This window comes from Pseudomonas sp. DL (genome assembly GCF_047199225.1).
In the GTDB taxonomy this organism is placed as follows: Bacteria; Pseudomonadota; Gammaproteobacteria; order Pseudomonadales; family Pseudomonadaceae; genus Pseudomonas; species Pseudomonas aeruginosa.
On record NZ_CP178323.1, the window covers coordinates 2,252,469 to 2,271,957 of the forward strand.

Sequence of the window (19,489 nt, forward strand, 5' to 3'; positions counted from 1 at the left end):
TCGCCTCGCCTAAGATGGGCCCTCGAATCCCCTCGCGAGGCACACATGAATTTTTCCGAATTGATCCAGGCGGTCCGCCGCGACCCTTCCTCGGTGGTAGTACCGGCCAGTTGGGGCCAGGGCCGCGCCACCTTCGGTGGCCTGGTGGTGGCGTTGGCCTACGAGGCCATGCTTGCGGTGGTCGAGGCGGGGCGTCCGTTGCGCTCCATCGGCGTCAGCTTCGTCGGACCGCTGGCCCCCGAGCAGCCGGCGAGCTTCAGCGCCCGGTTGTTGCGCGAGGGCAAGGCGGTGAGCCAGGTACAGGTCGAGGTCCGTCAGGGCGAGCAGGTGGTGACGCTGGTCCAGGCCAGTTTCGGCGTCGCCCGCGCGTCGGCGGTGGCGGTGGAAGCGTTGCCGGCGGCCGGGATGAAGGGCCCCGAAGAGAGCCAGGAGCTGCCCTATATCCGTAACGTGACCCCGGAGTTCACTCGCTACATCGCCATGCGCTGGGCAGTGGGCGGCCTGCCGTTCTCTTCGAACAAGTCGCGCCAGATGGGCGGCTGGATGCGTTTCCGCGACGAACCCGAGGGAGAGCCCATGGAGGTTTCCCACCTGCTGGCGCTGCTCGACTCCTGGCCGCCGGCGCTGTTGCCGCACCTGGGCACCCCGGCGATGGCCAGCTCGCTGACCTGGACCGCCGAGTTCCTCCAGCCGCTGCCGCAGCAGGGCAGCGGCGACTGGTGCCGTTACCTGGCGGAGATCGAGGAGGCGCGCGACGGCTACGGTCACGTGGCGGCGCGGATGTGGAGCGCCGACGGCCAGTTGCTGGCGATCAGCCGGCAGATGGTCACGGTGTTCGGCTGAGGCGCATGTCAGGCGGGCGCGTACTCGGTGCGGTTGCGCCCGCCGCTCTTGGCCTGGTAGAGCGCGCTGTCGGCGCGCACCAGCAGGCTTTCCAGGTCGTCCCCGGCGTCCCTGCGCAGGGCGACGCCGATGCTCACGGTCATCCGCAGCGGTTCGCCGTCGGGATTGCTCACCCGTAGCGCCTCGACGCCGGCGCGCAGCCGTTCGGCGACGTCCAGCGCCTGGTCCAGGCTGACCTCTGGAAGCAGCGCGGCGAATTCCTCGCCGCCCAGGCGACCGAGCAGGTCCACCTCGCGCAGGCCCTGGCGCAGGGTCTCGGCGACACGTTGCAGGGCGCGGTCGCCGGTCAGGTGGCCGTGGCTGTCGTTGATGTTCTTGAAGTGGTCGATGTCCAGCATCAGCGCCACGCAGGGGTGGCGGAAGCGTTCGGCGGCCTTGAGCATGAGCTCCGCCTGGTGCAGGAACGAGTGGCGGTTGTGCAGGCCGGTGAGGGTATCGGTGCTGGCCAGCAGGCGCAGTTCCTGCTCCATGGCCTTGCGCCGGCTGATGTCGTAGCACCAGATCAGGGTCGCCGGCTCGCCGTCGATTTCCAGGTGGCGCGCGCAGATCACCGCCCAGCAAGGCGTTTCCCCGCATAGCTGGGCTTCCCAGCCATCCACCTGGCCGCGCGCCTCCAGGGCGTTCTGCAGGCGGCTGTATTCGCTGGCGCTGGCGAACAGCCGGGGCAGGTTGAAGTCGTCCTGGGCCTGGCAACCCAGGCGCTTGAGCAGGCGTGGGCTGACGTAATGGATGCTGGCGCCGCAGGCGCTGAGCAGGACCACGTCGCTCGGGCTGGCCTCGAGGATGAAATGCAGCAGCGCCTTGCCTTCGCTGAGCTGGCGGGTGCGCTCGCCGACGCGTTTCTCCAGGGTGGCGTTAAGCTCGATCAGATGCCCGGCCAGTTGCTGTGCGCGCTTGAAGTCGGCGACCAGGCGCAGCACCAGCAGGGCACCGCCGGCACCGATCCCGAGCAGGGCCCAGAACAACGCGTAGAACGCCCGGTGCAGGCGCTTGCGGTCGACGTCCAACTGGTTGGTCAGGGCGATGTTGCTGGCGACGACGATCTGGTGGGTCGGTTCGAGCAAGGGCGGAACCTGCTGGACGATCTCCGCGGCCAGGCGGCGCGCGGCGACGGGATCGCCCCAGGGGGCCTGGTCCGACCAGCGATCGCTGAGCTCGATCAGGCGTTGCAGGGTGGCCTGTACCTCCGGACGCGGTTCGGCGAGATGCCTGAACAACGACTGGCGGCGCAGCGGCGCGATCAGGCTGGCGAGGACTTCGAGACGGATCGCCAGGTCGTCGGCTTGGCCTTCGCCGCTCTCGGTGTGCCGCGCGGCGTCCAGCGTGCGATCCAGTTCGGCGCGCAGCGAGTAGGTCTGCCACAGCTCGTTGTGCAGGTTCGGCTGGGCCAGTTGCTGGGCCTGGCGCACCGCCAGCCACAGCGCAGCCCCGGCGATCAGCGCCATGAGCAGCACCAGGCCGAGCAACAGCCCCATGATCTGGCGTTGCCGGCGCAGCTTTGTCGGATCGAGCAGCGGCACAGTCATGTCCGTTACTTACTCAAGAGTGATGGAGCTGACCTGCCAGACGGTACGGTTGTAGTAGACCTGGTTTCTCAACTCAGGATAGCGGGCCATCGGGTAGATGATGAAAAGCGGTCCGCGTTCGCGGATCGCCATGTAGGCGCCGTTGCGGCGATAGGCGAGGATGGGCTGGTAGCTGTCGAGGTCGCTGTACGGGATGATCGCCGAGTAGTCGTTCAGCGCCAGCACGCGCAGGCGCGTGGGCGGCGCCAGGTCCAGGTGGCGCAGCAACAGGCTGAGGCGCACGCCTTGCCAGCGGGCGTTGGCCTCGCCGGGGAGCTGGGCTTCCAGGGTCTCGCTGGGCAGGGCTTCGAGGTCGGACAGGGTCAGCCGTACGGGAGCGTCGCCGGACCGCTGCAGGGTGACGATCGGACGTCCGCCCAGCGGCACGGGCTCCGCGGCCTGGGCAAGAGGCAGCCCCAGGCAACAGAGAAAGACGATTAATTGACGCGTTGACGGCATGTTGTCGGTCCACGACAGGATTCCGTCGATTATATCGGCAGCGTCGCGCTAAAACTGAAGGGCTGTGCAAAATCCCGGACGAACTGTCACTTATGCCGTTCGCGCCAAGCCCGCCACCAGGCGCCGCTGAGGACGAAGCGGGGGAAGGTGACGAACTGCTCGACGAGCAGGCGACTGACAGCGTCGCGCCGATCGCTGAATGGCTCGGGTGCCTGTTCCTCCAGCGCGTGTCCCTTGGCCTGGATCGCCAGGCCGGCGCCGATGCCGATGACACCGAGCACCACCTGCAGCAGGTCCAGGCCGAACAGGCCGCCGAGCAGCAGGATCGCAGCGACGACGAACAGCGGCACGGCGATCAGGTGCAGGACCAGGTTGGTCGGGTTGCGGTGGTTGGCGGCATAGCCGCGCCATTGCCAGGCGAGCAGGTTGGGATGACGTTTGCCCATGTTCTCGGTACTCCGTGACGGCGACCCGCGGGGCGGATCCTTGCATGTCGTCGAGTCTAGGCGGGGTGCGGCAGCGCGGCGAATGGTTCCTGCCTATCCGGGCGATAGGCAGGTGCGCCTGCGGATCAGAGGCGTAGCTGGCCGATGGCGCGGGTCAGATCGCCCGCCAGGTCGACCAGTTGCTGACTGGTGGCCGCCGACTCGACGGTCTGCTGCACGGTGAGTTCGGTGACGTCGCGGATGCCCACCACCGAACGGGTCATCTCTTCCGCGACCTGGCTCTGCTGTTCCGCGGCGACGGCGATCTGCGTGTTGCTTTCACGCATCTGCGCCACCGCGTTGGCGATCGCCGCCAGCGCCTCGCCGGCGTCGCCGGCCTGGCTGACGCAACCGTCGGCCTTGAGCGAGCTTTCCTGCATGAACTCCACGGCGTCGCGGGTACCCGACTGCAGGGCGAGGATCATCTGGGTGATCTCGTCGGTGGAGTCCTGCACGCGACGGGCGAGGTTGCGCACCTCATCGGCCACCACGGCGAAGCCGCGGCCCATTTCCCCGGCCCGCGCGGCCTCGATGGCGGCGTTGAGGGCAAGCAGGTTGGTCTGTTCGGCGATGCCGTGGATCACGTTGACCACGCCGCTGATCTTCTGGCTGTCCTCGGCCAGCTTCTGGATCATCTCGGCGGTGTCCTGGACGCCCTGGGACAACCCGGCGATCGACGCGCTGACCCGGCTCACCGCCTGCTGGCCGGCGCCGGCTAGGCGGTCGGCTTCCTGCGACTGGTCACGGGTGTCGGCGGCGTGCTGGGCGATATGGAAGACCGTGGTGGACATCTCGTTGATCGCGGTGGCGGTCTGGTCGGTCTCGCTCTGCTGGCCGAGCATGCCCTGGCGTACCTGGCCCATGCTGCGGGCCAGCGCCTGGGCGCCTTCGTCGAGCTTGGTAGCGGCCGCGGCGACGGTGCCGACGATGCGCTGGTAGCCGGCCTGCATGGCGTTGAAGGCACTGGCCATCTGGCCGACTTCGTCGCGTCCCTGCAGCGGTACGCGAGCGGACAGGTCGCCGCTCTTCTCGACGTGCAGCATCACGTCCTTGAGGGTATGCAGGTGGGTGAGGATGAAGCGGATCAGCAGTTGCGAGGCCGCCAGCAGCGCCAGCATCAGCACCAGCACGGCGACGGCGTAGGCGCCGGCCCGGTCGGCGAAGACCTGCCACAGGTCGCTGGCCGGGGCGAGCACGGCGAAGCGCTGGCCGGAGCCGGTCTGGCCGACCCAGGCGCCGAGCAGCGGGGTATCGCCCTGGCGCGCGCCGGACAACTCGATCCAACCCTGCCCCTTGCCCAGCGCCTGGGCAGCGGTGCCGCCCAGGCTCGCGGCCTGTTCCAGCGGCAGCAGGTTGCTGCGGGCGGGCAGGGCGCTGCCGGCTGGCCAGCTCTGAACCAGCTCGCCCTCGGCGGCGGCGGCGCGCTGGGCGGAAGCGTTGCGCCCGGCGGCTTCCTGCTGCATGGCGAACAACACCAGCAGCAGGGTGGTGAAGAAGGCCACCGCGTTGACGGCCCAGAACTTGTATTTCAGTGGAATGTCGCTGATCCAGGTGCCCATAGGGGGATTTCTTCTTATCGGCAAGCTAATGGCAAGGCGCCATTATCTTGAAAGCTGAGTAAGGGGCAATCGTTGATGCGGGTCAACGAGACCGTTCGTCAGCTTAGCGGCCGATCCGCCGGGAGCTTGAGGGCGATCTCAGTCGATCGTCGGCAGGCCGAAGAACGCCCGCGCCGCGGCGCTGGTGTGAGCGGCCAGGCGCTCTGAGCTCTCGCCGCGATGGCGGGCCACGCAGTCGAGCACCTCGACCAGGTAGGCCGGCTCGTTGCGCCCGTTCTTCGGCTTCGGCCGCAGGCTGCGCGGCAGCAGGTAGGGCGCGTCGCTTTCCAGCATGAGACGGCCGACCGGGATCTCGCCTACCAGATCATGCAGGTGGGTGCCGCGGCGCTCGTCGTTGATCCAGCCGGTGATGCCGATGTGCAGGTCGAGGTCGAGGTAGCCATACAGCGCCCGGCGCTCGCCGGTGAAACAATGTACGACGGCGGCCGGCAGGCGATCGCGGAAGTCGCGCAGGATCGCCAGCAGGCGCTCGCTGGCGTCGCGTTCGTGGAGGAACACCGGACGCTGTAGCTCGACGGCCAGTGCCAGTTGTTCCTCGAGGGCCTTTTCCTGGGCCGGACGGGGAGAGAAGTCGCGATTGAAGTCGAGGCCGCATTCGCCCACCGCGCGTACCCGCGGGTCGTCGAACAGGGCGCGCAGGCCGCGAGCGGTGTCGGCGTTCCAGTGGCTGGCCTCGTGGGGGTGGACGCCGGCGGTGGTAAACAGCCGGCCGCCCTCGTCGAGTTCGCCGCAGAGCTGCAGCGCCTGTTCGCTGTCGGCCAGGCTGGTGCCGGTGATGACCATCTGCACCACCCCGGCGGCGCGCGCGCGGGCGAGCAGTGCTTCACGTTCCGGGGCGAAGCTGGCGTGGGTCAGATTGACGCCGATATCGATGAGTTGCATGGTGCCTTCCTGGAATTCGCAGCGAGGCGGCGCCCCCTCGATCGCGCCGGACCCGCCGGGAGATGGGTGGCAAACCGCTTGTAGAACAATCCGTTATAATCGCAGATCGGGTTCTTCGGCGCCCGGATTATCTACCCAATGCCTCCGTTTGCAGCCGCTGTCGGAGAGGAACTTGCCAAGACTGCCATGCTCTGATTGATCCGGTCCCCCGGAGAGGGACATCGAGCCTGGCCTCTGGAGACCTGGATGACGCGTCTGTTGCTGCTTTCGCTTTGCCTGCTGGTGCTCGCACCCTTGCCGGCGGCTGCGCGCATCACCGGCCAGCCGGACAACTGGCACAGGGAACAGCCGGAGACCCGCGACCTGGCGAGCATCCGCCGCGCTGGCGTGCTCAAGGTGCTGGTCAACCAGAGCCGCAACAGCTCGGGCGAGGTGAAGGGCGAGCCGATCGGCGTCGAGTACCGTCGCCTGCGCGCCTTCGAGCAATACCTCAACAGCCGCTCGCCGTCCGCGCGGAACCTCACCCTCAAGCTCATACCCAAGCCCAAGGACCAGTTGCTTGCCGCCCTGCAGCGTGGCGAAGGCGACCTGGTCGCCCCCGGCGAACTGCTGCCGGCGCACGACGGCCTGCAGGTCAGCCCGAGCGCGCCGGTGCGCGCCGATGTGCCGCTGGTGCTGGTGGCGCGCAAAGGCAACCGGCGCTACACGCGCCTGGAGCAGTTGTCCGGGCGGACCATCCCGCTGCCGGCCGGCAGCGCCGCCGAGGGCGCCATCGAACTGGTCAACCAGCGCCTGGCGCAACGCCGCATGGCACCGATCCGTATCGAAAAGCTGGACGCTTCCCTGGCCGTCGAGGATGTGATGGAAATGGTCCAGGCAGGCATCCTCGGCTTCACCGTGGTCGAGCAGCCCATCGCCGAACGCTGGGCCAAGGTGCTGCCGAAGCTGCGCGTCGACCGCCACCTGGTGCTGGACAATCGCGCCGACATGGCCTGGTACGTGCGCCGCGATGCCAGCACCCTGCGCGCGACCATCGACCGCTTCCTCGCCGACTACCGCGCGCCGGCCGACCAGGACGTGGCTTTCCAGCGCGTCTACCGGCGCGCCTACAAGGTCCGCAACCCCCTCGGCGCGGCGGACCGCAAGCGCCTGGAAGCGGTCCGTCCACTGCTGCAGCGCTACGCGCGGCAGAGCAGCATGGACTGGCTGGCGCTGGCGGCGGTGGCCTACAAGGAGTCGCATCTGAACCCGAAGGCGCGCGGTTCCGGCGGCGCCAGCGGGCTGATGCAGATCACCCCGGCGGCGGCGCGCAGCGTCGGGGTCGGCAATGTGCACGACAAGGACAGCAACGTGCTGGCCGCCAGTCGCTACCTGACCAAGATCCGCAAGCAGTTCTTCTCCAGCAAGCACCTCGACGAACGCGAGCGCCTGGCGTTCACCCTGGCGGCCTACAACATGGGCCCGGAGCGGGTACAGAACCTGCGCACCCAGGCGCGTCGCCGGGGGCTCGATCCGAATCGCTGGTTCTTCCAGGTCGAGCGGGTGGCTGCGGAAGAGATAGGCATGGGTGTGGTGAGTTATGTCAGCAGCGTCAACAAGTACTACCTTGCATATGAGCGCGAACGGGTTCGCCTGGAGCCCGGGGTGCGTGCGAAGACGGCGACGGCTCAAAAATAATCTATAAATTCGATATTGATAACGCGTTTTTTACGGTTTTAATATCGAATTATCTTGCCTATAGTGTGCCCATCTTATCCCACACCTGAGGACGCACCATGAATCCACTGATCAAGACCATCCTGTCGACCAACGCCGGTGCCGGCCTGGCCATCCTGCGTATCGTCACCGGTCTTACCCTGATGTCCCACGGTTCGCAAAAGCTCTTCGGCATGTTCGGCGGCGCCGGCCTGAACGGCATGGCGCAGTGGTTCGAATCCATCGGCCTGACCCCTGGCTACCTGCTGGCGACCCTGGCCGGCAGCGCCGAGTTCTTCGGCGGCCTGGCGCTGGTGATCGGCCTGCTGGTGCGTCCGGCGTCGGTGGTGGTGGGCTTCACCATGATCGTGGCGATCTTCAGCGTGCACATCGGCAATGGCTTCTTCATCACCGACAACGGCTATGAATATGCCCTGACCCTGCTGATGATCAGCGTGGCGCTGCTGATCGATGGCGCCGGCAAGTTCTCGCTGGACGGCAAGCTGTCCCGCTGAACCGGGCTGGCGACGAAAAAGGGCGGACACCTTCGGGTGGCCGCCCTTTTTCGTTGCGGCGCGCAGCACAGGTTTCCGCCTCGCTGGCCACGCCAGGGCTGCACCCCTGAGGGTAGCGTTATCCGCCGAAGCGCCCTTCGCCGCGTTCTCGGCGTTTCCGTGCCGGTCAGCGCTGCTCGGCCTGGCGCATCTGTTCCAGCGCGCCCAGGCGCAAGCGTTCCTGTTCGCTGAAGCGCTCCTCGGCCAGGTGTTCGACCGCCGCGCGGCGGTCGGCTTCGCTCAGCCCGGCATTGCCTTCGATCCGGCTCTTCTCGGCGAAATAGTCGTCCAGCCGGCCCTTCCAGGCCGAGCGTTGCCGATCGAGTTGCTCCAGGCGGGTGGTGGCTTCGGCGCCCACCAGTTGCTGACGCATCTGGCGGATGGCTTCCGGGCCGGCGCCAGCGGCCTGGAGGGCGGCGGTCTGCTGCTGCAGTTCGCTTTGCAGTTGCGGCAGCACGCTTTCCTGCTGGTCTTCCGGCAGGCTGGCGCGCAGGCGGTCGATGGCGGCGGCCTTTTCCTCGGCGCTGAGCTTGCCATCCTGGCGGATCGCCAGGCGCTCCAGGGTGAACTGGTTGTAGGTTTCCTCGTCGGCGAAGAACGCCACGTGCGCTTCGTTGCTGAAGATCCGCGCGCGCAGGGCTTTCACCGCGGCTTCCCGCTGGCGCAGGGCGTCGAGGTCGGCCAGGCGCGGCAGGTCGCGTTCGAGCAGCACCAGTTCCTTCTTGTAGTCGATGTATTGCTGCATCAGCGCCAACGCCTGGCCGCGCGCCGGCTCCTGGAGTTCGGCGGCGATGTAGGCGCGCAGGCGGTCCAGGCTTTGCTGCAGGGGCTCTTCGCCGACGGCGCTGAGGAAGTAGTCGAACAGGTTGCGGATGTCGCGGGTGATCAGCAGGTTGCCGCTGGCGTCGACACTGAAACTGCCATCGACGCTGGTGCCCCTGAAGGAGGTTGGCAGCGGCGCGACCTTGGCCGGCATGACCTGGGGGGCCGGCACCGCTTCTCCCGCGGAGGCTGCTGGCGGGGCGCGGTCTGCGCCCGCCTGCGGGCTGGCCGGGGGCGCCGTCTCGGGGGCGGGGGAAGGTTCCAGCCAGACGAACCAGGCCAGGCTGGCGGCGAACGCCAGTGGAATCAGCAGGAGGATTTTCTTCACGCGAGGGGGCTTCCGGGAAAGGGCCGGGGCCGAGGCCCCGGCCGGGGTCCTACAGGCTGGCGTTCTTCAGGCGGTTGGCGTGCTGGCGGTAGACGCTGACCGGGCTGGTCTCGAACAGGCTGGTGAGGCCGAAGACCTGGTTCACCTCGTCCAGGTGGTTCATCCGGTAGTTGTCGCGGATCACCATGCCCAGGTGCGAACTGCAGGTGCCGACCAGGCCGTCGTTGGCGGTGCCGTTCTTGAAGGTCAGCGACGAGGCGCCGAGGAAGGCGTCGCTCGGATCGAGGAAGTTGGTCAGCGGCGAGGAACCGCTCCAGGAGTAATAGCTCACGCCGTTGACCTTGTAGGCGCCCTCGCCGCAGGCCGAGGTGGGGACGCCCTGCGGGTACTTGGCGTTGAAGCGCGCGGCCCCCTCGCTGTTCAGCGACTCCAGCGAGCCCAGTGAATTCTGCGTACCGGTGCTGCCGCTGGAAAGGAAGCTGATCAGCGCGCCGAGGCTGTTGACCAGCCCGGAGAGGATTGCCTCGCCGGCCGAACCCGGTGGGATCTGGCGCAGGAAGTCGGCGGTGTCCGAACCCTTGTGCGGGGCGCCGACGCTGGTGGCGGAAGCGATCAGGTCGGGACGTACGGCGGCGACGTAGCGGATGGTCGGCCCGCCGTGGCTGTGGCCGATCAGGTTGACCTTGGGCTGGCCGCTGAGGGCGACGATTTCCTCCACCTGTTGCAGCAACTGCTCGCCGCGGACTTCCGAGGTGTCCAACTGGCTGACTTCGGTGACGTAGACCTGGGCACCGTCACGGCGCAAGGCGCTGGGAATGCCGAACCAGTAGTCGACCCCGAGGATGTTGTCGAAGCCGAGCATGCCGTGGGCCAGCACGATGGGGTATTTGGTCTGGGTGTAGGTGCTGGCCTGGATCAGAGGGCTGGCAGCGAGAGAGGCGAGGCCGATGGCCAGGCCGAGGGGGAGCAGAGACTTCTTCTTCATGTTGTTCTCATCTCAGGTTGATGGGGCCGAGGGGCGCGTCCTGCCAGCCATCGCCCGAATCCTTCCGGGAGAACCGCTTCGCTGTCCCTTGCGCAGGAACCGTGCCAGCTTCGGCTTTTTTCCTCCAGGCCAGGAAATCCGCGGCTTCCTGGCGGCCGGTCATAACCTGCGTGGCAGAGCGGAAGAGGCGGGTTGTTACGGCGCGAAACGCTCGTTTGAATCTTCCCCGCACAACGCCCAGCGACCGAGTGTGCGGTAGCGCACGCCCGCGGCGTCGTTTTGCGAGCAAAACAGGCTGAAATGGTCGACCTGCCATACGAAGGTTGGGGGTGGCGGGGCGTCCTCCAGCGGCGCGGCATCGCGAGCCAGGGTCAGATGGGCGCTGAAGGGGCGGGTTTCCACGGGCAGCTCCAGTTCGGCAAGGCCGGAGTGCAGGGCGCGGCGCAGGCGCAGGAGGGCGCCGGGCGGTTGGCTGGGGGCCAGCAGCAGGATGCCGTTTCTCCAGCGCAGCAGGCGGTCGAGACACAGGTCGAAGGGCGCGGCCTCGATGGCCGCGGTCATGTCCAGCAGGGCCTCGAGCCGAGCGGACGGGACCTGCCCGAGGAAGGCCAGGGTCAGGTGCAGGTTCGCCGTCGCCACCTGGCGTCCGGGTAGTGGCCGGCCATCGCGCCACCGGCCGATCCGCTCGGCGAGGGGAGGTGGGCAGGGCAGGGCGAAGAACAGGCGAAGAGAGCGATCGGGCATGGGCGCCTCCGCGTGTTTCTTGACAGTCTCCATGCGGCTTTTCTAGGATGCGCGTGCGCCGATTTAAACAGCAACTTGCGGGGCGCCCGGCAGCAGCCGAAATACCGCTAAAGCGCTGGCTCGGTGTTGCCTCTCACCGCTGTCCAGCGGGACCGAAGAGGCGGAGACATGACGTCATGACCTGTCCCAGCACGCAATTGCGCCTGGCACCCATCACCACCGGCCTGGTCCGGCGGAACCCGAGGATTCTCCTCAGCGGCCCGCACCAGCCGACCCTCGTCCGTTACCTCGAAGGCTGGCCGAAGCGCTGGAACGGTTCGCGTACCTTCCTTATCCAGTTCGCCCAGGACGGCAAGGACCTGGCGCGCTTCCCCAGCGACGCGTTCGACTTCGCCGTGGTCCAGGCCCCCGAGGCGGAAGACCTGGACCTGGTGGTCCGGCAACTGATCCGGGTCGCCCGCCAGGGCCTGATCACCCGCCGCATCCTGCGCTGAGCGCGTGGCCTCTCAGGGCGCCGGCGGATACTCGATCTCGACGACGAACCAGAGCTTTTCCCCGGCCGGGGTGCGCACCAGCACCTCGGCGTCCAGCTCCTTGCCGACCAGTGCGCGGGCGAGCGGCGAGTCGATGCTGATCTGGTTGTTGCGCAGGTCCAGTTCGTCGGGGCCGACGATGCGATAGCGGGCCTGCTCGCCGTCTTCGTCTTCCAGGGTCACCCAGGCGCCGAAGTACACCCGGTTCGGATCCGCCGGCCGCTCGCCGACCACTTTCAGGTTCTCCAGGCGCTTGCGCAGGAAGCGCACGCGACTGTCGATCTCGCGGAGCATCTTCTTGCCGTAGATGTATTCGGCGTTTTCCGAGCGATCGCCGAGGGCGGCGGCTTCGCTGACCGCCTGGGTCACCTGGGGACGGCGCACGTGCCAGAGTTCATGCAGCTCTGCGCGTAACCGCGCGGCGCCCTCCGGAGTGATCAGCGGGGTGCCGGCGGTGCGCGGTGGACGATAGCGACTCATGGTTCGGGTGGTTCCACAAATGAACGGATGAAAGCCTGCCAGTGTATCCGATCAGCCCTCGCGCAGGACCCGCAGCGGGCTGCTGTTGAGGGCGCGACGGGTGCCCAGCAGGCCGGCGCCGCCTACCAGCACGGCGCCCACCAGAGGCAGCGCGAGCAACCAGGGATGCGCTTGCCACGGCAGGTCGAAGACCAGTCGGTAGAGAAGCAGGCTGACCGCCTCGCAGCCGAGCGCCGCGAGCAGGCCGCTGACTGCGCCGAGCAGGGCGAACTCGACCCGCCGGGTACGTTGCAGCAACTCGCGCTCGGCACCCAGCGCGCGCAGCAAGGCACCCTGGCGCACGCGCTCGTCGAGGGTCGCCTGGAGACCGGCGAAGAGCACCACGAAGCCCGCCGCGAGAACGAACACCAGCACGTACTCCACGGCCAGGGTGACCTGGTCGAGGATGCTCCGCAGCTGGCTCAGCAGGGCGTCTACCGGCAGCAGGGTGACGGTGGGGAAGGCGCGGGCCAGTTCGATCAGGTCGCGTTCCTGGCTGGCCGGCAGGTAGAAGCTGGTCAGGTAGGTCACCGGCAGGTCGGTCAGGGTGCCGGGCTGGAAGACCATGAAGAAGTTCGGCTGGAAATTGTCCCACTTCACCTTGCGCAGGCTCTGGACCTGGACCTCGCGATTCTGCCCGGCGACGCTGAAGGTGAGCCGGTCGCCGACCTGGATACGCAGGTTGGCGGCCAGCTTCTCTTCCACCGACACGCCCGGCAGCGCCCCCGGCTGCGGCGCGCTCCACCAGTGTCCGGCGGTGAGCTGGTTGCCGGAGGGCAGTCGCTCCGACCAGGTCAGGCCGAGGTCGCGCTGCAGGGCACGCTCGCTGCGCACGTCTTCGTCGAGCGCCTGGACCGACTTGCCGTTCACCGCTACCAGGCGCCCGGGAACCATGGGGAACAGCGGCTCGGCGCCGGGGGAGAGCTTTTGCACGCGACGTTCGAAGGCGTCCTTTTCCGTCGGCAGGATGTTCAGGGCGAAATGGTTGGGGGCGTCCGGCGGCAACTGGGCCTGCCAGGTATCCAGCAGTTCGCCGCGAAGCAGGGCGATCAGGGCCATGGCCAGCAGGATCAGGCCGAAGGCCAGGCTCTGTCCGGCGGCGGCCAGCGGGTGCCGCAACAACTGGCCGAGTCCCAGCCGCCATGGCAGGCTGGCACGCGCCAGTGCCCGGCGCAGGCCGTTCAGGCCGAGCAGCAGGAGGGCGCCGAGCACCAGCGTGGCGACCAGGCCGCCGCCGAGCAGGGCGAGGGTCAGCTTCAGGTCGAGACTCAACCGCCACATGATCAGGCCCAGGGCGAGCAGGGCGCAGGCGTAGGCCATCCAGGTGCGCATCGGCACCGGCAGCAGGTCGCTGCGCAGGACCCGCAACGGCGGTACCCGGCCCAGGGCTGCCAGCGGCGGCAGGGCGAAGCCGGCCAGCGCTACCAGGCCGGTGGCGATCCCGGCGAAGGCGGGGAACAGGCCGCCGGCTGGTACGTCCGGCGGCAGCAGCGTGGCGAGCAGGCGGAACAGGCCGAGCTGTGCCAACCAGCCGAGCAGGGCGCCGATGGCGCTGGCGAGCAGGCCCAGCAGCAACAGTTGCAGCGCGTAGAGGAGCAGGGTTTCGCTGCGCGACAGACCGAGGCAGCGCAGCAGCGCGCTGGCGTCGTAGCGCCGTGCAGCGAAACGGGCGGCGGACAGCGCCACGGCGACGCCGGCGAGCAGCACCGCGGCCAGGCTGGCCAGGTTCAGGTAGCGCTCGGCACGGCCGAGGGCATCGCCCACCTGGCGGTTGCCGTCGCGGGCATCCTGCAGGCGCTGGTTGGCGGCGAGGCTGCCCTTGACCTGCTGGCGATAGGCCTGGAGGGCTTCCGGCGGGCCTTCCCACAGATCGCGGTAGCGCACCCGGCTGCCCGGCTGGACCACCCCGGTGGCATCGAGGTCGGCCAGGCTCATCATGGCGCGGGGCGTCAGGCTGTAGAAGTCGCCGGCGCGGTCCGGCTCGTAGGTAAGGATGCGCGCGATGCGCAGCGGCTTGCGGCCGATCTCGATGCTGTCGCCGACCTTCAGGTCGAGGCTGACCAGCAGGCGCGATTCGACCCATACCTCGCCCGCCTGCGGACGACCGCCGGCCTGCTCGGCGGCGAACGGCGCGGCAGCGCTCTTGAGCTGGCCGCGCAGGGGGTAGCGGTCGCCGACCGCCTTGATGCTGCTGAGCTGGATGCCCTGGTCGGTGGCGATCACGCTGGAAAACTCGACGCTGTCGGCGTGGCGCAGGCCCAGACGGGTGCCGCGTTCGATCTGTTCGGCGCTTGCCGGCTGGGTACCGTTGAGCACCAGGTCGGCGCCGAGGAACTCGGCGGCGCGGGCGAGCATGGCGCCGTTCAGGCGGGCGCTGAAATAGCCGATGGCGGTGCTCGAGGCGACCGCGATCAGCAGGGCGAAGAACAGCACGCGCAGCTCGCCGCTGCGCGACTCGCGGAACAATTGGCGACCGGCGAGGCTCAGCAGGCGGGAGAGGGGCACCGGCTTCATCAGGGTTCGACCCGGTCGATCAGGCGACCGCTTTCCAGACGGATCAGGCGCCGGCAGCGATGCGCCAGACGCTCGTCGTGGGTAACCAGGACCAGGGTGGTACCGCGTTCGCGGTTGAGTTCGAAGAGCAGGTCGCTGATCCGCTCGCCGGTGGCGCTGTCGAGGTTGCCGGTGGGTTCGTCGGCGAACAGCACGTCCGGCTCCGCCGCGAAGGCACGGGCAATGGCGACCCGTTGCTGCTCGCCGCCGGAGAGCTGGCGCGGATAGTGGCCCAGGCGTTGGCCGAGGCCGACTCGCTCGAGCAGTTCTCTGGCGCGCTGGCGAGCGTCGGCGCGGCCTTCCAGCTCCAGGGGCAGCATCACGTTCTCCAGCGCATCGAGGCTGTCGAGCAACTGGAACGACTGGAATACGAAGCCTACATGGGCCGCGCGGACGCGCGCCCGCTGGTCCTCGTCGAGGTCGCCGAGGGCGTGCCCGGCGAGACGGACCTCGCCGCCGCTGGGCTGGTCGAGCCCGGCGAGCAGGCCGAGCAGGGTCGACTTGCCGGAGCCGGAGCTGCCGATGATCGCCAGGCTGTCGCCGCGGGCGAGGTCGAGGGAGAGGTCGTGGAGGATGGTCAACTTGCCTTCCGCGCTACCGACAACCTTGCTAAGGTTCTGCGCGTTGAGAATGCTGGCGCTCATGGAGGTTCCGATGCGTGCATTGCTGTTGAGCGGCTGCCTGGCCCTGGTCCTGCTGACCCAGCAGGCCGCGGCGCAGACGCTGTTGGTCGTGGGCGATAGTATCAGCGCCGCTTTGGGACTGGATACCAGCCAGGGCTGGGTCGCCCTGTTGCAGAAGCGCCTCGCCGACGAAGGTTACGACTACCGGGTGGTGAACGCCTCGATCAGCGGCGACACCTCCGCGGGCGGCCTGGCGCGCCTGCCGGCGCTGCTTGCCGAGGAGAAGCCGGCGCTGGTGGTGATCGAGCTGGGAGGCAACGACGGGCTGCGCGGAATGGCACCGGCGCAATTGCAACAGAATCTTGCCAGCATGGCGCAAAAGGCCCGGGCGGAAGGAGCGAAGGTGCTGCTGCTGGGTATCCAGTTGCCACCGAACTACGGCCCGCGCTACATCGAGGCCTTTTCCAGGGTCTACGGCGCGGTCGCGGCGCAGGAAAAGACCGCCCTGGTGCCGTTTTTCCTCGAAGGGGTCGGCGGGGTCCAGGGGATGATGCAGGCGGATGGCATCCATCCGGCGCTCGCCGCCCAGCCGAGGCTCCTGGAAAATGTCTGGCCGACGCTGAAACCGCTGCTTTGAGACTTCCCCGGGAAACCGCTTTCGGCTAAGGTTGCGCACCCCTCAGGAGCCCCCCATGCCGCGTCCCGCCTGGACCCTCTATGCCTATCAACTGATCGAGCCCGACGATCAGCTGGACCTGTTCGCCTGTCGCGAGGTCCGGGTGCATGTGGTGGCGCGTCAGCTGGAGCTGGATACCCCGGCGGACCGCACGCTTTGCGGCAAGCTGCTGCCGGCCCAGCCGCGCTGGCAGCCGCTGGAACGGGCGCGTCTGCGCGACCGGCTGCTGTGTCCCGATTGCCGGAAACAACTGGAGGCGGAAAAGCGCGGGGAGCGCCTGTCCTGGTTGGTCTGAGCCCTCCCGGTGAAACCTGGCGGGGTGTTACACTGTCTTTCCTACTCCTTCATCGCACTCGCCAAGGATTCTCCGGAATGTTGTCGCGCGTACCCGTTGTCTCACTGTCTTTCGCCGCGCTGCTTTCGGCCGGCTCCGCATCGGCCCTGGAACTGCAGCTCCCGCCTCCGGGCGAGGACGTCGTCGGCCAGGTCCAGGTGATCAAGGCCAAGTACGAGGACACTTTCGCCGACCTCGGCGAGCAGTACAACCTGGGCTACAGCGAAATGGTCGCCGCCAACCCCGGTGTCGATCCCTGGCTGCCGGGCGTCGGCACCGAGGTGATCATCCCTACCCGCTTCGTGCTGCCGCCTGGCCCGCGCGAAGGCGTGGTGATCAACCTGGCCGAATACCGCCTGTACTACTACCCGAAAGGGCAGAACGTGGTGCACACCTATCCGCTGGGCATCGGCCGCGAGGGCTGGGGTTCGCCGATCGCGAACACCCGCATCACCGCCAAGACCAAGGACCCGGCCTGGTATCCGCCGGCCTCGATCCGCGCCGAGCACGCCGCCGATGGCGATCCGCTGCCGACCGTGGTGCCGCCGGGCCCGGACAATCCGCTGGGGCCGTACAAGCTGACCCTGGGCGTGCCGGGCTACCTGATCCATGGTTCGAACAAGAAGTTCGGCATCGGCACCCGCACCAGCCATGGCTGCTTCCGCATGTACAACGCCGACGTGACCCACCTGTTCTCGATGATCAGCGTCGGCACCAGCGTGCGTATCATCAACGAGCCCTACAAGTTCGGCGTGAGCAACGGCAAGGTCTACCTGGAGGCGCATACGCCGCTGAACGACCATGGCGACCCGTCGGTGGTGGACAAGCACACCGCGGTGATCAACACCCTGCTCAAGCGCGACGACCTGGCCAAGCGTATCCAGTTGAACTGGGACGTGGTCCGCGAAGTGGTGGCCTCGGAGGATGGCGTGCCGGTGGAAATCGCCCAGGAATCGGCGCCGGCGATGACCGCGACGGTGGATAGCGATCCTACCCAGCTTACGCCCTGACGGAGAGCGTCGAGGCAGAGGCCCGCGTACCCGCAAGGGACGCGGGTTTTTTCATGCCCGGCGAAACGCAGGCATAAAAAAACCGGCCCCGAGGGACCGGTTTTCAACAGGTCGTGAGACCTATTACTTGCGGCTGGCTTTTTCCAGCATGCGCAGGGCACGCTCGTTAGCCTCGTCAGCGGTCTGCTGAGCTTTCTGAGCAGCGCCCAGAGCTTCGTCAGCCTTGCGATAGGCTTCGTCAGCGCGAGCCTGAGCACGAGCAGCTGCGTCTTCGGTAGCGGTCAGACGAGCTTCGGTTTCTTTGGAGTGGCTGCTGCAACCGGTGGCCAGAACAGCAGCCAGAGCCAGAGCAGAGAATTTCAGAACGTTGTTCATCGTGTTCCCCTTAAGGTGGACATTTCCATAACAGCAATCTCCCCAGCCGGGGAAATTAGCCGGCTACATACTACCCATTACTTGTAGTAAGTAAACTGACCAAGCGCAAGCCGAGCAACTTTTTTTTTAGTCCCCCCGACTTTAGCAGTAGTTGGAGTGTCGTTTGTTCAAAAAATATCCAGCGTGCGGCGCAAGTAAGCAATTTCCCGGACCTTGGCTAGAGTTGCTGCAAGAGGCGGGGGATGAGGGCTGCCGGGTTGTCGAGAATGTTCCGGAGTGGCTGGCGCTTATCGACTTGGCGGGGAGTGGCAAGTAACAACTAAGTTGCCAGCATGTTGCCGGAAATGCCGTAAGTATTGGTGCGGAAATGAAAAAGGCCCGGCTAACTTGATTAGCCGGGCCTTCTTGCGATCTGGCGGTGAGGGAGGGATTCGAACCCTCGATACGGTTTCCCGTATACACACTTTCCAGGCGTGCTCCTTCAACCACTCGGACACCTCACCAGGTTCTCGACAGCGCCGTGTCTGTCGAGGCGCGCAATTTACTCGAACATTTCCCGCTTGGCAAATATTTTTTTAACTTTTTCATCGGCTTAGGTCGTCGGAGGAAAGTCCGCGGGGTGCCTTGGTAGACTGCCGGGCACGAAGAGGAGAGGCGGATGGCGAGCTGGGACATTTTCTGTAGCGTGGTCGACAACTATGGCGACATCGGCGTCACCTGGCGCCTGGCTCGCCAACTGGCCGCCGAGCACGGTCAGGCCGTGCGCCTGTGGGTGGACGAGCCGCAGGCCTTCGCCCGGATCTGTCCGCGGGCGGACCCGGCGGCGCACGTGCAGTGCCTGGATGGGGTCGAAGTGCGTGCCTGGGGCCGACCGTGGGCACCGGTGGCGGCCGCCGATGTGGTGATAGAGGCCTTCGCCTGCGAACTGCCGGAGGCGCACCGGCAGGCCATGCGCGAGCGCAAGCGGCCGTCCCTGTGGCTGAACCTGGAGTACCTGAGTGCCGAGGAATGGATCGGCAGTTGCCACGCATTGCCGTCGCTGCAGGCGTGCGGGCTTTCCAAGTACTTCTTCTTTCCCGGGTTCCGCGAGCCCAGTGGCGGCCTGTTGCGCGAGGCCGGCCTGCTGGAACGTCGGCGCCGTTTCCAGGCCTCCGTCTCGGCGCAGGATGAGTTTCTCGCCTCCCTCGGCGTGCGGCGGAAGGTTGGCGAGCGACTGATTTCGCTGTTTGCCTACGAAAACCCGGCGCTGCCTGGTTGGCTGGAACAACTGCGCGACGCCCGCCAGCCGAGCCTGCTGCTGGTGCCGGAGGGGCGGGTGCTGGCGGATGTCGCCGATTGGCTGCGGGTGGTTACCCTGGCCGTCGGGGACGTCCACGTGCGCGACGCGTTGCGGGTCCAGGTGCTGCCGTTCATGGCGCAGGACGACTACGATCGCCTGTTGTGGTGCTGCGACCTGAACGCGGTGCGCGGCGAGGATTCCTTCGTTCGCGCGCAGTGGGCGGGACGGCCGCTGCTCTGGCACATCTATAGACAGGAAGAGGAGGCGCACCTGGCGAAGCTCGAGGCATTCCTCGAACTCTATTGCGCCGGCCTGCCCGCCGACCTGGCGGAAAACCTGCGCACCTTCTGGCTGGCGTGGAACGCCGGCGGTGGACTTGCCGGGGCCTGGGAGGGGCTGGAGAGGCAACTGCCCGAGTGGCGTCGGGAAGCGCAGCGCTGGGCCGACGAACAGGGCATGCGTCCGGATCTTGCGGCAAGGCTGGTGCAATTTTACGCAGATTGGCTATGATACGCGGCCTGATTTTTTGTCTTTCATCCATCGGAT

General features: G+C 67.4%; 20 protein-coding genes and 1 tRNA gene. 8 read left to right on the plus strand and 13 right to left on the minus strand.

Annotated features, from left to right (window positions below; genetic code table 11):
- Positions 1-45: 45 nt before the first annotated feature.
- Positions 46-843 carry an acyl-CoA thioesterase gene (locus ACI766_RS10565; RefSeq protein ID WP_003090970.1) on the plus strand — a complete coding sequence of 266 codons (798 nt, stop codon included), beginning with the start codon at positions 46-48 and terminating at the stop codon, positions 841-843.
- 8 nt (positions 844-851) lie between these two features.
- On the opposite strand, the gene ACI766_RS10570 is transcribed toward ACI766_RS10565, so the two are convergent.
- The 5 genes from ACI766_RS10570 to ACI766_RS10590 form a co-directional block, all read right to left on the minus strand.
- The gene (locus tag ACI766_RS10570) at positions 852-2,429 is read right to left on the minus strand and encodes a sensor domain-containing diguanylate cyclase (protein WP_003114745.1); all 1,578 of its coding nucleotides are present in this window, start codon (positions 2,427-2,429) and stop codon (positions 852-854) included.
- A gap of 9 nt (positions 2,430-2,438) precedes the next feature.
- The gene (locus ACI766_RS10575; RefSeq protein ID WP_003119860.1) at positions 2,439-2,927 is read right to left on the minus strand and encodes a hypothetical protein; all 489 of its coding nucleotides are present in this window, start codon (positions 2,925-2,927) and stop codon (positions 2,439-2,441) included.
- A gap of 86 nt (positions 2,928-3,013) precedes the next feature.
- Entirely contained in the window at positions 3,014-3,373 is a 360-nt protein-coding gene (locus ACI766_RS10580; RefSeq protein ID WP_009313874.1) for an Mpo1-like protein, read from the minus strand.
- Positions 3,374-3,498: 125 nt separating this feature from the next.
- The gene (locus tag ACI766_RS10585) at positions 3,499-4,971 is read right to left on the minus strand and encodes a methyl-accepting chemotaxis protein (RefSeq protein ID WP_003110283.1); all 1,473 of its coding nucleotides are present in this window, start codon (positions 4,969-4,971) and stop codon (positions 3,499-3,501) included.
- Between the two features lie 138 nt (positions 4,972-5,109).
- Positions 5,110-5,913, minus strand: a complete 804-nt coding sequence (locus tag ACI766_RS10590; protein ID WP_009876725.1) for a TatD family hydrolase — start codon at positions 5,911-5,913, stop codon at positions 5,110-5,112.
- A 246-nt stretch (positions 5,914-6,159) separates the two neighbouring features.
- Between ACI766_RS10590 and ACI766_RS10595 the strand changes: the two genes are divergently transcribed.
- Both ACI766_RS10595 and ACI766_RS10600 read left to right on the plus strand, forming a co-directional pair.
- Entirely contained in the window at positions 6,160-7,590 is a 1,431-nt protein-coding gene (locus ACI766_RS10595) for a transglycosylase SLT domain-containing protein (RefSeq protein WP_003114749.1), read from the plus strand.
- A 98-nt stretch (positions 7,591-7,688) separates the two neighbouring features.
- On the plus strand, positions 7,689-8,123 hold the full coding sequence (locus tag ACI766_RS10600; protein ID WP_003090958.1) for a DoxX family protein: 435 nt from the start codon (positions 7,689-7,691) through the stop codon (positions 8,121-8,123).
- Between the two features lie 166 nt (positions 8,124-8,289).
- Here ACI766_RS10600 and ACI766_RS10605 read toward each other — a convergent pair whose 3' ends face one another.
- From ACI766_RS10605 to thpR, 3 genes are all read right to left on the minus strand, one after another.
- A complete protein-coding gene (locus ACI766_RS10605; protein WP_115282356.1) occupies positions 8,290-9,312 on the minus strand; it encodes a lipase secretion chaperone in 1,023 nt (340 codons plus the stop codon).
- A 49-nt stretch (positions 9,313-9,361) separates the two neighbouring features.
- Positions 9,362-10,297 (minus strand): triacylglycerol lipase, encoded by a 936-nt coding sequence (gene lipA / locus ACI766_RS10610; protein ID WP_003143713.1) that lies wholly within the window; start codon positions 10,295-10,297, stop codon positions 9,362-9,364.
- Between the two features lie 195 nt (positions 10,298-10,492).
- Positions 10,493-11,041 carry an RNA 2',3'-cyclic phosphodiesterase gene (thpR, locus tag ACI766_RS10615; RefSeq protein WP_060628159.1) on the minus strand — a complete coding sequence of 183 codons (549 nt, stop codon included), beginning with the start codon at positions 11,039-11,041 and terminating at the stop codon, positions 10,493-10,495.
- 176 nt (positions 11,042-11,217) lie between these two features.
- Here thpR and ACI766_RS10620 point away from each other — a divergent pair, with 176 nt between their 5' ends.
- On the plus strand, positions 11,218-11,535 hold the full coding sequence (locus ACI766_RS10620; RefSeq protein ID WP_003104187.1) for a hypothetical protein: 318 nt from the start codon (positions 11,218-11,220) through the stop codon (positions 11,533-11,535).
- A gap of 12 nt (positions 11,536-11,547) precedes the next feature.
- Here the strand turns inward: ACI766_RS10620 and greB are convergent, their stop codons facing one another.
- Genes greB through ACI766_RS10635 form a run of 3 tightly spaced genes read right to left on the minus strand, consistent with a single transcriptional unit; the run spans position 11,548 to position 15,290 of the window.
- Entirely contained in the window at positions 11,548-12,054 is a 507-nt protein-coding gene (gene greB, locus ACI766_RS10625) for a transcription elongation factor GreB (RefSeq protein WP_003090951.1), read from the minus strand.
- A gap of 51 nt (positions 12,055-12,105) precedes the next feature.
- Positions 12,106-14,598 (minus strand): ABC transporter permease, encoded by a 2,493-nt coding sequence (locus ACI766_RS10630; protein ID WP_087823750.1) that lies wholly within the window; start codon positions 14,596-14,598, stop codon positions 12,106-12,108.
- Between the two features lie 8 nt (positions 14,599-14,606).
- A complete protein-coding gene (locus ACI766_RS10635) occupies positions 14,607-15,290 on the minus strand; it encodes an ABC transporter ATP-binding protein (RefSeq protein WP_023087190.1) in 684 nt (227 codons plus the stop codon).
- A gap of 10 nt (positions 15,291-15,300) precedes the next feature.
- Here ACI766_RS10635 and tesA point away from each other — a divergent pair, with 10 nt between their 5' ends.
- From tesA to ACI766_RS10650, 3 genes are all read left to right on the plus strand, one after another.
- Positions 15,301-15,906 carry an esterase TesA gene (gene tesA / locus ACI766_RS10640; protein WP_003114753.1) on the plus strand — a complete coding sequence of 202 codons (606 nt, stop codon included), beginning with the start codon at positions 15,301-15,303 and terminating at the stop codon, positions 15,904-15,906.
- Positions 15,907-15,961: 55 nt separating this feature from the next.
- The gene (locus tag ACI766_RS10645; RefSeq protein WP_003090947.1) at positions 15,962-16,240 is read left to right on the plus strand and encodes a hypothetical protein; all 279 of its coding nucleotides are present in this window, start codon (positions 15,962-15,964) and stop codon (positions 16,238-16,240) included.
- Positions 16,241-16,317: 77 nt separating this feature from the next.
- On the plus strand, positions 16,318-17,289 hold the full coding sequence (locus tag ACI766_RS10650) for a L,D-transpeptidase family protein (RefSeq protein ID WP_003090946.1): 972 nt from the start codon (positions 16,318-16,320) through the stop codon (positions 17,287-17,289).
- A 123-nt stretch (positions 17,290-17,412) separates the two neighbouring features.
- Here the strand turns inward: ACI766_RS10650 and oprI are convergent, their stop codons facing one another.
- Together oprI and ACI766_RS10660 are read right to left on the minus strand one after the other, a co-directional pair.
- A complete protein-coding gene (gene oprI / locus ACI766_RS10655) occupies positions 17,413-17,664 on the minus strand; it encodes an outer membrane lipoprotei OprI (RefSeq protein WP_003090944.1) in 252 nt (83 codons plus the stop codon).
- A 413-nt stretch (positions 17,665-18,077) separates the two neighbouring features.
- Positions 18,078-18,167: transfer RNA gene (locus tag ACI766_RS10660), tRNA-Ser, on the minus strand.
- Between the two features lie 155 nt (positions 18,168-18,322).
- Here ACI766_RS10660 and earP point away from each other — a divergent pair.
- On the plus strand, positions 18,323-19,453 hold the full coding sequence (gene earP, locus ACI766_RS10665; protein WP_087823748.1) for an elongation factor P maturation arginine rhamnosyltransferase EarP: 1,131 nt from the start codon (positions 18,323-18,325) through the stop codon (positions 19,451-19,453).
- Positions 19,454-19,489 lie beyond the last annotated feature (36 nt).

Bases quoted from the DNA above. Each gene is read 5' to 3' on its own strand.
- ACI766_RS10600 (WP_003090958.1), top strand. From the start codon at position 7,689: ATGAATCCACTGATCAAGACCATCCTGTCGACCAACGCCGGTGCCGGC.
- earP (WP_087823748.1), top strand. From the start codon at position 18,323: ATGGCGAGCTGGGACATTTTCTGTAGCGTGGTCGACAACTATGGCGAC.
- oprI (WP_003090944.1), bottom strand. From the start codon at position 17,664: ATGAACAACGTTCTGAAATTCTCTGCTCTGGCTCTGGCTGCTGTTCTG.
- ACI766_RS10565 (WP_003090970.1), top strand. From the start codon at position 46: ATGAATTTTTCCGAATTGATCCAGGCGGTCCGCCGCGACCCTTCCTCG.
- tesA (WP_003114753.1), top strand. From the start codon at position 15,301: ATGCGTGCATTGCTGTTGAGCGGCTGCCTGGCCCTGGTCCTGCTGACC.
- ACI766_RS10620 (WP_003104187.1), top strand. From the start codon at position 11,218: ATGACCTGTCCCAGCACGCAATTGCGCCTGGCACCCATCACCACCGGC.
- lipA (WP_003143713.1), bottom strand. From the start codon at position 10,297: ATGAAGAAGAAGTCTCTGCTCCCCCTCGGCCTGGCCATCGGCCTCGCC.
- ACI766_RS10585 (WP_003110283.1), bottom strand. From the start codon at position 4,971: ATGGGCACCTGGATCAGCGACATTCCACTGAAATACAAGTTCTGGGCC.
- ACI766_RS10595 (WP_003114749.1), top strand. From the start codon at position 6,160: ATGACGCGTCTGTTGCTGCTTTCGCTTTGCCTGCTGGTGCTCGCACCC.
- ACI766_RS10645 (WP_003090947.1), top strand. From the start codon at position 15,962: ATGCCGCGTCCCGCCTGGACCCTCTATGCCTATCAACTGATCGAGCCC.
- ACI766_RS10575 (WP_003119860.1), bottom strand. From the start codon at position 2,927: ATGCCGTCAACGCGTCAATTAATCGTCTTTCTCTGTTGCCTGGGGCTG.
- ACI766_RS10570 (WP_003114745.1), bottom strand. From the start codon at position 2,429: ATGACTGTGCCGCTGCTCGATCCGACAAAGCTGCGCCGGCAACGCCAG.
- ACI766_RS10590 (WP_009876725.1), bottom strand. From the start codon at position 5,913: ATGCAACTCATCGATATCGGCGTCAATCTGACCCACGCCAGCTTCGCC.
- ACI766_RS10650 (WP_003090946.1), top strand. From the start codon at position 16,318: ATGTTGTCGCGCGTACCCGTTGTCTCACTGTCTTTCGCCGCGCTGCTT.
- thpR (WP_060628159.1), bottom strand. From the start codon at position 11,041: ATGCCCGATCGCTCTCTTCGCCTGTTCTTCGCCCTGCCCTGCCCACCT.
- ACI766_RS10635 (WP_023087190.1), bottom strand. From the start codon at position 15,290: ATGAGCGCCAGCATTCTCAACGCGCAGAACCTTAGCAAGGTTGTCGGT.
- ACI766_RS10580 (WP_009313874.1), bottom strand. From the start codon at position 3,373: ATGGGCAAACGTCATCCCAACCTGCTCGCCTGGCAATGGCGCGGCTAT.
- greB (WP_003090951.1), bottom strand. From the start codon at position 12,054: ATGAGTCGCTATCGTCCACCGCGCACCGCCGGCACCCCGCTGATCACT.